Annotated in this window: 11 protein-coding genes and 1 pseudogene; 2 read left to right on the top strand and 10 right to left on the bottom strand. The window is 38.5% G+C overall.

Annotation, left to right across the window (positions count from 1 at the left end; translation table 11 throughout):
- Positions 1–137 precede the first annotated feature (137 nt).
- From IPM47_08665 to IPM47_08685, 5 genes and pseudogenes are all read right to left on the bottom strand, one after another.
- Positions 138–1100 carry a peptidoglycan-binding protein gene (locus IPM47_08665; protein ID QQS30975.1) on the bottom strand — a complete coding sequence of 321 codons (963 nt, stop codon included), beginning with the start codon at positions 1098–1100 and terminating at the stop codon, positions 138–140.
- Between the two features lie 146 nt (positions 1101–1246).
- Positions 1247–1673: pseudogene (locus IPM47_08670) on the bottom strand (cobalamin B12-binding domain-containing protein).
- 50 nt (positions 1674–1723) lie between these two features.
- Positions 1724–2656 (bottom strand): DUF4349 domain-containing protein, encoded by a 933-nt coding sequence (locus IPM47_08675; protein QQS30976.1) that lies wholly within the window; start codon positions 2654–2656, stop codon positions 1724–1726.
- A 195-nt stretch (positions 2657–2851) separates the two neighbouring features.
- Positions 2852–3559 carry a TetR/AcrR family transcriptional regulator gene (locus IPM47_08680; GenBank protein ID QQS30977.1) on the bottom strand — a complete coding sequence of 236 codons (708 nt, stop codon included), beginning with the start codon at positions 3557–3559 and terminating at the stop codon, positions 2852–2854.
- A 236-nt stretch (positions 3560–3795) separates the two neighbouring features.
- Complete coding sequence (locus tag IPM47_08685; protein QQS30978.1) at positions 3796–5154, bottom strand: efflux RND transporter periplasmic adaptor subunit; 1359 nt, start codon at positions 5152–5154, stop codon at positions 3796–3798.
- Between the two features lie 417 nt (positions 5155–5571).
- Here IPM47_08685 and IPM47_08690 point away from each other — a divergent pair, with 417 nt between their 5' ends.
- On the top strand, positions 5572–6420 hold the full coding sequence (locus tag IPM47_08690) for a UDP-2,3-diacylglucosamine diphosphatase (protein ID QQS30979.1): 849 nt from the start codon (positions 5572–5574) through the stop codon (positions 6418–6420).
- A gap of 6 nt (positions 6421–6426) precedes the next feature.
- The gene (locus IPM47_08695) at positions 6427–7407 is read left to right on the top strand and encodes a glycosyl transferase (GenBank protein ID QQS30980.1); all 981 of its coding nucleotides are present in this window, start codon (positions 6427–6429) and stop codon (positions 7405–7407) included.
- 168 nt (positions 7408–7575) lie between these two features.
- Here the strand turns inward: IPM47_08695 and IPM47_08700 are convergent, their stop codons facing one another.
- From IPM47_08700 to IPM47_08720, 5 genes are all read right to left on the bottom strand, one after another.
- Complete coding sequence (locus IPM47_08700; GenBank protein QQS30981.1) at positions 7576–8061, bottom strand: hypothetical protein; 486 nt, start codon at positions 8059–8061, stop codon at positions 7576–7578.
- A gap of 161 nt (positions 8062–8222) precedes the next feature.
- Positions 8223–9020: a (Fe-S)-binding protein gene (locus tag IPM47_08705; protein ID QQS30982.1), complete on the bottom strand. Its 798-nt coding sequence runs from the start codon at positions 9018–9020 to the stop codon at positions 8223–8225.
- 156 nt (positions 9021–9176) lie between these two features.
- Entirely contained in the window at positions 9177–10487 is a 1311-nt protein-coding gene (locus tag IPM47_08710; protein QQS30983.1) for a (Fe-S)-binding protein, read from the bottom strand.
- A 158-nt stretch (positions 10488–10645) separates the two neighbouring features.
- Positions 10646–11359 (bottom strand): NRDE family protein, encoded by a 714-nt coding sequence (locus tag IPM47_08715; GenBank protein ID QQS30984.1) that lies wholly within the window; start codon positions 11357–11359, stop codon positions 10646–10648.
- Positions 11360–11443: 84 nt separating this feature from the next.
- Positions 11444–11839, bottom strand: a complete 396-nt coding sequence (locus IPM47_08720) for an RNA-binding S4 domain-containing protein (GenBank protein ID QQS30985.1) — start codon at positions 11837–11839, stop codon at positions 11444–11446.
- Positions 11840–11962 lie beyond the last annotated feature (123 nt).

Here is an 11962-nt window from a genome sequence, read left to right on the forward strand (position 1 = left end):
ATTGACAAGTTGCTTGAAAACCTATTTTATGTATATAAACGGTAATAGAAAAGATAACACAATAAAAAGGCAATAAAGTAAAAAGCCCCCAATGAAACTTCATTGGAGGCTTTTTTAATAAGTTAGTTAAGCAATGCTTATTTTCCAGATACACCCAATGCACGTAGAGTTTCTACGTTAAGGTTGCCAACGGGTAAGCCATTGTCTTTTTGGAACTGAACTAAAGCAGCTTTAGTGCGTGCTCCCATAACGTTATCTGCCGGTCCGGGATCATAACCTCTTGCTTTAAGTGCTTGCTGAACTTCGTAAACTTTAGCAGCAGTTACTTTAGCTTCGCATAATACTTCCACCCAATCGGTAAAACCACCGGTTTTAACCAGTTTTTGACTGCTTAAAGTGCTGTATTCTGCGGGTATTTCCACTTCACGGGTTGTAGCGGGTGAACGAAGTACCTGTTTAGTTACATTTTTATATTCTGCGGGCACTTCTTTTTCGCGGGTAGAAGCAGGAGTCTGAACCACTGCTTTGGTAATGGTGCGATATTCAGCCGGAATAGGAGTTTCAGTTGTAGCAGCAGGTGTTTTCAATACTTGCTTGGTAACTGTTTTGTATTGTGCAGGTACTTCTGTTAAACACCACACTTTACATTTTTCGGGGTCTTCGTTCAAGCAGTTGCGATCAGCTTTACCTTGTACCCATTTGGTTGTAGCAGGAGAAACTAATACTTGTTCGGTAATGGTTTCATAAACAGGGGGTACATAGTCTAAACGGCTGCCGGCTTCTTTTACCAATAGTTGCTCTTCAACTGTGGTAAAAGTTGCAGGTACAATTTCAAGAACTTTGTAACCTTCCTTTACAAGAATTTGCTCTTCGACTGTTTCATAAACAGCGGGAACAACTTCGATGCGTGAAGCGGCTTCTTTAAGCAAAATTTGCTCAGTTACCGTTTCATACTGATCGGGAATAAGACATTTAGCGTAGCATTTACCGGCTACTGCATTGGGGGGTAAATCCCCGTCGGCTTGGGCAAAAAGATTTGTTACGCTAAAAAGTAAAAGCGCTGCAATCAAGCCTAAAGTTAATTGTTTGTAATTTTTCATAATGAACCATTTTGTTAATTCGGGCGTAAAGTTAGTACTTTTTTATCAAAAAAAAATTTTTCGTTCAAATTATTACTTTTTGTTGACATCACCCGAAATTATCGGATGAGAGTCCTTCAGTTTTAGGGTTTAATCTGGATGGTTTATCAAAAACTCCTGTGTTGTTTAACCCAATCTTTGATGTATTCAACGATTACTGAGGTGTCCACTCCCCGGAGGGAATAATTCTCCCACTCCCATTTCGTGTAGCACTTCCCTATCCTCGTCCGGAATGATTCCGCCTCCTGTCAGCAGCACATCAGTCAATTGGTTCTCTTTCATCAACTGGATAATTTTTGGAAAGACAGTCATATGTGCACCTGATAAGATACTGACTCCGATAGCATCAACATCTTCCTGCAAAGCAGCATTGACAACCATTTGTGGTGTTTGTCGCAAACCTGTATAAATAACTTCCATTCCGGCATCGCGAAGTGCGGCACTGATTACTTTTGCGCCTCGATCATGTCCGTCTAAACCTACTTTCGCAATGAGTACTCTGATAGGACGTTGATTGGTGGGGTCTTTTAACATCAGTTGATTTAATTTATTTCAAATATCTAATCGTTGGTTCAGATTCAGCTTTAAGGGTTGTTGTCAGCAGGAGGTTTTGGTGTTTGCTGCATTTTTCGTTTTTTGCGCCAGCGGTAAACAAAAAATATACCGCCGAAAGCAATTAAAAGGAAGGGCCAAATATAGACCAATCCGACCAAAAATTCGATGAGTCCGTACCATCCGTTTAAGAAAGCTTCCTGAATTCGTCCGATTAAACTTCGGTTAGGTGAAGGAGAGGTGTAGTCTAACTGCTGATACAAGTTTAAATTGATTGTGCTAAACTGAACTCTGTTGTCATAGTATTTCAACTTGCCTTGTGCAGATTCAATTTCTTCTCGGATGAGTCCGAGTTGTCTTTCAACAGATAAAATTTCCTCAATTTTAACTGCTTTTTTGAGAATTTCGAGATATCGGGCCTCTACTTGTTTTTTTGCATTCATCCTTGCCTCAATGTCAACATATTGTTCGGTTACATCCTCAGAGCTAATTTGTTTACTTTCTACATAACTGGCAACAGTTATGAGCTGACTGACCAAAGTATCAAATTGTTGGGAAGGAACCCTGATGGTCAAATTGTTTTCTAACCGATACGCGCTGTTAGCTTCGTTTTCTGACCCTATAGCACCGCCAAATTGTGAGACGATTTGTTTCACTTGTTTCAAACCATCAGCATAGTTTTTAACTTGTAATCTTAAAGATGCATTTTTGATGATTTTGGTAGGATTGACCGGTGTAGGGATATCACCGTTTGAATTTTGATTAGGCGCACTTACGGCAAGCGCATCTGTTGTTCCTGGCTCTGAATCTCCTCCGCTTTCGTAATCTGTTGTTGAGGCATATTTTGCAGAGTCATAGTTTGCGGTTCTTTCTGATCCTGCATTACAACTGTTGTACCCGATTTGTAACAATACAAAAACGGTAATTGTTAAATAGGAATTTGTTGGTAGGAAGGGTAGTTTCATAGTGTTTATATTTGGGCTAAATTTACACCTTAATACAAACAAACAAATAGTGGTATCCGAAAAATCGCCGGGTTTTTAACAAATACTCATCTTGTGATGTATTGCAACTCTTGTTTAATAAGTGTTTAAGGGTAAAATTTAATCCGGTAGTCTAAATTTAGCACTACTAAAAATCAAAGCGTTGTTTCACAATATTTAAATTTCAGAGGATGGCAATCCGGTGTTTTCCGGGCAAAGAAGTCCAAAAGCAAAGAAGGAGAGTAGCTGCTCGACCTGTGAATAATCATTTTCTTTAACTCTGATATCAGTCAAACGGGGGAGATGTTGTGCATAATAGATATGAGAGGTGGCAATTTCGATTAAATTACTGGCCAAAGAACGAGGATAAATAAAGGATGGATTTACTTCGAGAATGATTTCATATAATTTCTGACACAGGGCTTTGTAACACAAAAACAACCCTTCTTTATTTTCTTTATCTACTTGTTTGGTGTGGTAAGCTTTGGGTCCTTCTGAGATAACAATATGGTGCAACAGGGTTTCATTAATATATTCTGTTTCGGGGTCTTCAATTGAGGCTTCTGCCAGTATTTTTAGGGCGGCTTTCAGCTTATCGGTTGGACTTATCAATTCTTCTGTTCGCAGTATGATTTTGAAGCGCACCCATTCCCAATACCAGGAAATCAGGTAAACCAACAATTTGTGTTTGTTTTCAAAATACCTATAAACTGATGCTTCGGTAGAATTAATTGCCAATGCCAGTTTTCGAAAGGTAAATTCTTCGAATCCCATTTTTTCAATCAGTTCAATACTGAAAGAAATTATCTTGTTGCCGAGTTTAGTTTCCGAGGGATTGCGAAGGTATAGATTCGGGTTTAGTTGTATATCCAAAGTAATTGCCATCTTTGTTGGTTATTCAGTATAGTAACCAATGTTTAAAGAAATAACACAAATTTAGGCTAAAAACCGGGATTGGTTTTTAATAGTCTGAATTTACCTGATTTGTTAACAAACAACACAAAGATAAGTTTTCTACCAATATTTATATATGGTAACCAAAAAGTTTGATCCTATATGGGATAAAGTCGGAATGAATTTGCTTTATCAAGCAAACCGATAGTTAAAAAACAGATTACAGGTTACTCTTCTTCCTGATCTTCTTCTTTTTTATTACTTGTATTGGTATAAAGTTTGTCTTTATCTACCACTTCAACCGGCATATCGTCTTTTAGTGTTTTATTAACAACTCTATAAGGCGCGCTTACTACTTCATCGCCGGGTTGAAGTCCTTCCAAAATTTCTATATAAGTATTGTCTTGTATTCCGGGTTTTACAGGATAGCTTTTTACTTTGCTGTCCTTGACCACATAAACCAACTCTTGTAATTCTGTGGCTTGAGGAGATTTAGTTTTTTTCAGTGAGTCGGGAATTTCACGGGTGGTTACTGCCTGTATGGGAACAGTAATCACATTAACAGCGCTTTTTGTTTGGATATCTACGGAAGCAGACATACCGGGTCGGAATGGCATCTTATATTCTTTAAACAAACTTTCATAAGATTCTTTAAGCAACCGTATTTTTACGGTAAAATTGGTTATTTGATCCCCTGAAAGTTGGTTGATGCTGTTGGCACTGCTTGCAATATGGGTTACTAAACCGGTAAACTTGCGGTTTAAATACGCATCAATTTCAACAATAGCCGTATCGCCTACCGATACTCTTATGATGTCGTTTTCACTCACATCTACCCTAACTTCAATATTGTTAAAATTGGCTAACTTCATTAGTTCAGTACCTGAAAACTGAGAAGTCCCTACAACCCGCTCACCTTTTTTGATATTTAGTTGTGACACAACTCCACTGATAGGCGCATAAACATTGGTTCTTCTGAGGTTTTCTTTGGCTTCTTTGAGTGAGGCTTGTGCGCTTTGAACGTTGTAAGTAGCTCCTTCTGCACTTTTACGGATAGCGGCTATTTGTGCTTCTATGTTTTTGACTGCAGTTTCAGTAGTTTCTAAGTCTGCCTGTGATATCACCGCATCGTTAAACAATTGTTTGTTGCGTTGATGGTTTTTACGGGCCTGTTCCAATTGTACCTGTAATTGTGTGATTTGTGCTTCCACATTGGAAGTGCTGGATTTAGAAGCATTCACCGCAGCATCTGCGCGCTCTACCATAGAGGCATAAGTATCGGGGTTAATTTTGGCCAGCAATACTCCTGCTTTAACTGAATCGCCTTCTTCTACCGTCAATTGAACCACTTCTCCAGAAACATCGGGGGAAATAGCAACTTCGGTTTCAGGGTAAATTTTACCGTTGGCGGACACTGTTTCTATGATGGTGCGCTTTTCTGCTTTTTCAGTGGCTACTTTAGTGTGTTGGGGTTTTCCAATCCAGCCCTGTTGTTTGCCAATAAATAATCCAATAAGTAATACTAACACAACCCCACTTAAAATATAGATTAGGCGATTGCTTCTTTTTTTCTTGTTTGTTGCCATGAATTGATACAGTATTGTAAAAAACGTTGCCGGACTAAATGATGGTAAATTTCATAAGTAAATCCTCCATCTTCCGTTCTTAAAATAATATGTTGCCAAAACAAACTAATAAATTACTAACAAAGTCCATTTTTTTTGTTTTTGACAGATTTTGAGATGTTCGTTTGGGAAAGATATTGCCACATCATCCTTTTTTATTGCCAAATTCGGAATAGTTAGGAAGTTTTATGAATTAACCATACTAATGCTTTTGAGCACTCAAAAGTAGTATAAATTACTTGTTGAAAAAATTATGAGATTTCAAAAGTTCCTGTTGGTTACTAAATCATAACTAAACCACAAACTTGATTTAACATTTACTTGACTTGTCCATTCTACTTTTGCATACGTTTTTGATTTCATTAAACTATTCTCAACATGCAAAAACGCAAAGTAGAAATTGTAGTAATTTCCGATACCCATTTAGGCACTTATGGCTGTCATGCCAAAGAACTATTGTTATATCTAAAAACTATCCAGCCTGAAATTCTGATATTGAATGGTGACATAATTGATGGATGGAATTTTAGCAAAAGTTATTTTCCAAAAGAGCATTTTGCAGTCATTAAAAAAATCATGAAATTTTTAGCTTCCGGTACTAAGGTTTATTACCTGACTGGTAATCACGATGAGTTTTTGAGACGGTTTTCGGGCTTTACCTTGGGCAATTTTTTTTTAACAGATAAAATGTTGCTCAGTTTAAACGGTCAAAAAACATGGATTTTTCATGGCGATGTTTTCGATACTTCAATTACTTGTGGAAAATGGCTTGCAAAGTTAGGGGGAAGCAGCTATGATTTATTGATTCGCTTAAACAAGACGATCAATAACTTTCTTGAATGGATGGGAAAGCCTCGAATGTCCTTATCAAAAAGGGTAAAAGACAGTGTTAAAAGAGCAGTTAAATATGTGAGTGATTTTGAGCAAATTGCCGCTGAAATCGCCATAGAAAAAAAGTATGATTTTGTTATTTGTGGGCATATTCACCATCCACAAATTCGGCATATCGTTACATCAAAAGGAAGTGTTCAATATTTAAACTCTGGCGACTGGATAGAAAATTTAAGTGCTTTGGAATATGACAAAGGCAAATGGACTCTTTACCATTATCCTCAAAACGAAACTACCGAAGAATCAGATAAGCAATTTAATCAGCTTATTTTAGAATTGTACGAAACACCTGGTGTTTACGCCGATTCAGATTTTGTTCAGTTTAAACTAGGCTGAGAGATAATGAAGATATTATATGCCGTACAGGCTACAGGCAATGGTCATATCAGCCGAGCTATAGAAATTATACCACACTTACAGCAGTATGGTCAAGTAGATGTTTTTATGAGTGGTACTCAGGCAAGCCTTTATCTGCCTTTTGAGGTATGTTACAAAAAGTATGGGCTTAGTTTTTGTGCCGGAAAGAAAGGGGGAATTGATTGGTTTAGTACTTTTAAAAAGATAAAACCGTTGCAATTACTGCTCGATATCTGGAAATGCAGGCTTCATCAGTACGATTTGATTATTAACGATTTCGAACCTGTAACAGCATGGTCTTGTAAAATGCGAAGATTGCCATGTATAGCAATGAGTCATCAGGCTGCTTTCATGTCTGACAAAACTCCCCGTCCATCAAAAATCGAAAAAGCACCAGAATGGTTGATGCGAAACTATGCTCCGGGCAGCAAATCAATCGGGTTTCACTTTAATAAGTATGATAATTTTATTTACACGCCTGTGATTCGTTCAGAAATTCGAAAGGCCTCTATTCAAAACAATGGGCATATTGCTGTTTACCTGCCAGCGTATCACCCTGCCATGCTAGTTCAACTGTTTAAAAATGTTCCGGCTGTTTTATGGAAAGTGTTTACCAAAAATTTACCTCGACCTGTAACCGAAGACAATGTTAAACTTTGTCCTATTGATAATGCTCATTGGGTAGAAGCTGTTGCTACCTCAGAAGCAGTATTAATGGGAGCGGGGTTTGAAGGACCTGCCGAAGCCTTGTATCTTGGTAAAAAACTGATGGTTATTCCTATGAACAATCAATATGAACAGCAATGCAATGCAGAAGCACTAGCTTTAATGGGGGTGCGAACTTATAAAAAGATAGGTAAAAACTTTTCAGCCAAATTAAACCATTGGCTTTTGAACGACCAACCTGTTTCGGTGAATTACCAAGACGATACGGCTACACTAATTGGTGAACTGGTAACAACATAAAGTACATTCTGAAAACCGAATGACGTGATTAAAAAAAAATCGGGAAAACACTTTACAACAGTTTCTGTTTTTTAAAATCTAAAATCATCGGCTTTTCCGCTGTTTAAAATTAATATTGCCGGTCAACCGTAATGCATTATTAAGATTAAACCTTTGTCAAGGTGGAATCTAACCTATCAGTTTTTTGTGCCAACTTTGGTGTAAAGGGACTTCCCATTCGGTTTCCAACCCCGACTTAGTAGAAATTAAATTGTTAAAAACTGGAGTGTTATCTGTTACTATTCCTTGGGCGAGCAGGGCTTCAAAAGCATGGCGGGGGGCGGTTGCAATTTGCCCGTTTTCATTTCGGTAGGCTATTGTGAGCCGGTCGAACAGGTTGAGTTGGTAGGTGTGTTCTATTTGCTTCAACATTCGGGTAGAAGCATCTATCGAACATCCTCCTGCAGATAAAGCCTCCTCGTCCACCATCAATACAATAAACTGACGGTGCAAAATGCCTGCCCATGATTTTAACAATTTTCCATGCCTTACCCACTGCGTAGCGAACTCTTCTAAAAGTTGGTTTACTACGGGGATTTCTTCGGAGGTAAATGGGCGACTGCTTTGGTAAATCCAAGTGCGCGCACTTGGAGGCATGTTTTCGTATCCGGTCATTTTTAAAGTGAAAAGTGAATAAATTACGTTAACTACACTTTGATAAGAACAGTTTAAGAGGTGTTGATGTGATAATGATGAATGGTTAGTTTAAGCCTTTATAAAATAATGAAGAGATTCATGAATTAGTTCGTTATCTTACGTATAAAGTCTTAACCCTTTTAAAATAAATCTGCTGCTTTAGCGATGATTTCTGCGATATCTAATACCTGAACCTCGTCTTGTTTGTCGTTATACTTTACCCCATCTGTCAGCATCGTATTGCAAAACGGACATGCAGCAGCAACAACAGTAGCTTTGCTTTCCAAAACATCGGCGGTGCGCTCCATATTGACGTGTTTGTTTCCGGGTTCGTCTTCTTTAAACATTTGAGCACCTCCTGCACCACAACAAAGCCCTCTTGATTTGCAGCGTTTCATTTCAACCAACTCTGCATCCAATGCTTCCAATACTTTTCGGGGAGCTTCGTAAATTCCATTTGCTCTTCCGAGGTAACATGAATCGTGATACGTAATTCGTTTTCCTTTAAAACTTCCCCCTTCTTTGAGTTTGATTTTACCTGTATCTATCAATTGCTGAAGGAGTTGTGTGTGGTGAATAACTTCATAATGTCCGCCTAACTCAGGATATTCGTTTTTGAGGGTGTTAAAACAATGAGGGCAGGCGGTTACGATTTTGGTGATTTCATATTGATTCAGGGTAGCAATATTGGTTAAAGCCTGCATTTGAAACAAAAATTCGTTTCCTGCACGTCTTGCAGGATCACCGGTACAGACTTCTTCCATTCCCAAAACGGCAAATTTTACGCCGGTATGGTGTAAAATCCGGGCAAAAGCCTTTGTGATACTTTGAGCACGTTGGTCAAAACTGCCTGAGCAGCCAACCCAAAATAAATATTCCGGTTTTTCACCCCGTGCAACAAGGTCTGACATCAAAGGCACTTGAAATGGTTGAGACATTTTTTAGTGAATTGTGAAAAGTGAAAAGTGTATATTGATTAATTTGTGATGATTTGTTCTCATAGACGCGAAGTCGCAAAGGTTTTTGCTGTTTCTTGCCAATTGCATTTTGCCTATTGCATTTTGCCTATTGCATTTTGCCTATTGTCTTTAGTCTTACGTCTTTTGACTTAATTCATCTATCCAGTTCAAACGATGATCTGCTGGAAGTTGCCATACTGCTCCGTTTGATTCTACGCTTGAAAACATTTTATTCCATTCGTCTGGTGAATTGGATTCTTCGAGTATTAAATAACGGCGTAATTCGAGGATAATGTTGAGTGGATTAATACTAACCGGACATTCTTCGACACAGGCATTGCAAGTGGTACAGGCCCTGAGTTCTTCGGCACTGATGTAATCGTGGAGCAAAGATTTACCATCGTCAAAGTCTGCACCGTTATGTTTTTTTGAATCGGCTATTTCTTCTAGACGGTCACGGGTATCCATCATGATTTTTCTGGGGGAAAGCAGTTTGCCGGTTAAATTTGCCGGACAAGCAGCCGTACATCTTCCACATTCAGTACACGAATATGCGTCTAACAGGCTTTTCCACGTCAGATCGTACACATCCTTGGCACCGAAACGCTCAGCTTCTGCAGGTGGTGCTTCGGTCATTTCTTCAGGATTAAGCATGAACTTAATTTCCTGAGTAATTCTCGGCATGTTACTCATTTCCCCTTTTGTATTGCTTAAATCGGCAAAATAGGCATTGGGGAAGGCCAATACTATATGAAGATGCTTGGAGTAGGGGAGGTATAGCAGAAATCCGAATACTGTCAAAATATGCAACCACCAACCAAAACGCTCGATAATGTGAAGGGTGCTCTCAGAAAGTCCTGCAAACAAAGGCATCAACCATCTGCTTACAACAAAGCCGTATTCCCCCTGATGCAACTGCATATCAGCTGTATTCATGCTAAATATGCCGGTTATTAAAATGATTTCACCAATAAGTATAAGATTGGCATCTTTCATGGGCCATCCCGTAAGTTCTTTCATGTTGAATCGCGGCAATTTTAAAAGGTTGCGTCGTGACAAAAAAGCAACTGTCGCAATAAATGCAAGCACTGAAAGAATTTCTATAAAGCTGATAATAAAGGTGTAAAAGCTACCAAGACCCGGATAAAAAAAACGATGTACCCCAAAAACACCGTCAATAATTATTTCTATCAGTTCAATCTGAGTAATTACAAAAGCAACATACACACAAAGATGGAGCAAGGCAGGAGTCAGGTTGCGGAACATTTTCTTTTGACCAAAGGCCAGCAAAAGCATATTTTTAAAACGTTCTGCCGGCTTGTCGGTTCTGTTCAGGGGTTTTCCTTTTCTGATGTTTTGGTATATATGCCTTGCTTTTTTAGCGACAAAGTAAGCAATAGTGCCGAGTATGGCAATAAAGACAAGCTGTTGTAAAATGTGAAGCATGGTAGCAAAAAATTATCCTAAACATATCCGGCTGTTACAATACAAAGAAGTCAGCCATTTAGTGTTGGGGTAAAAACTTGTGGTTTATTATATCTGTGGCAAATATAAGCAAATTTATGTAGGATGGTTATTTGGGCGAATTTCGCGAAGTAGTATTCTTAAGACAAAACCAAAGTTTTCACGATTGTTTGAGGAGTAACCAAATTTTGGAAATACCAGTCAAACGCAGTGAGTGTTTTCTGTATTGAGGCTATACTAACGGTTTTCACCATATTAAACCGGTTCATCACCAATCCATTATGCGGGTCATTGCTTCCGGCATTTGAATGAAACTGGAAGATAGATTCACGGGAGAAGGTTTGTTGAGTATGGAGCCATTCGTCAAACCACTGTTGTCTGTGTATTCTGGCTTCGGTAGTATAAAGCGCTGCGGAAGACCATATATAAGGAAGGTCAGTTTTCAGTGGTTTGATATATTGGGTTTCTCCGTCCCAACGATATTCCAGTAGATTTCCTTTATCGAATATAATCATAGTAAAAGGCTCGATTCCGTCAAAGTCATACCCTTGAAAAAATTGTTGAGCACCCGGGTAATCAAAAAAATCAAGTGCCATTAACCCTCTGCTTCGCTTGTAATAAGATTTTCGTTCGTGACGTTCAAAAGCACCGTTTAAAACTGTAACCAGCCTGTTATCGTTTGAGGTGGCAAGCCATGTTCCGCCGGCTTTGGGTTCTTTGGGAAATAAAAGATGGACTCCATTTCCGTTTTGTAAATCTGAAAAATTATAAGCAGCTCTATCGGGTTGTTCATCCCGGTTAGAAGTAGCAATAAATTCATAGTTTCCAAGAGGCAGAAAGGTAAATGTACACATGAGTTCTTTACTCGTATTTTATCAGAAATAGTTGTTTCTTTTATCCTACATCAGGAAACAGATTAATTCCCCCAGTTTTGTTATTTAAAAATCAGTGTTGAAATCATCCAACTGACGACGTTCTTTTTTGGTCGGCCTGCCCTCGCCTTTTTTGCGTTGAGCCATTTTCGGATAATGGAATATAGCCTCCTCAAAATCGTTTTTGGGGTCTTGTGGCGGGGTCAAATCTGTATAACAAGTGGCTGCCAAAGGAGCACCTACTCTTTTTTCGATCAAAGCTTCCACTTTAAGTATTTTTTTCTCTCCTTCCTTTTGCACGGTCAGTGTTTCACCAATCTTAAGCATATAAGCAGCTTTGACACTGTTTCCTTCTATTTTTACCTTTCCAGCATGACAGGCATCTGTCGCTAAGGTGCGGGTTTTAAAAATGCGAACTGCCCAAAGCCATTTGTCAATTCTGATTTTTACCAATTCGGACATATTGAAATGCTTTATTGAAAAAAAATTCGGAGTATTCCATTTTAAAAAAAACCTAAATTTCATCAAACTGTTGAAAATTAAGCTACTAAAAAACGGGATTAATATACATACCTCAATCCGAAC

Source organism: Sphingobacteriales bacterium (assembly GCA_016700115.1).
GTDB lineage: Bacteria > Bacteroidota > Bacteroidia > Chitinophagales > UBA2359 > UBA2359.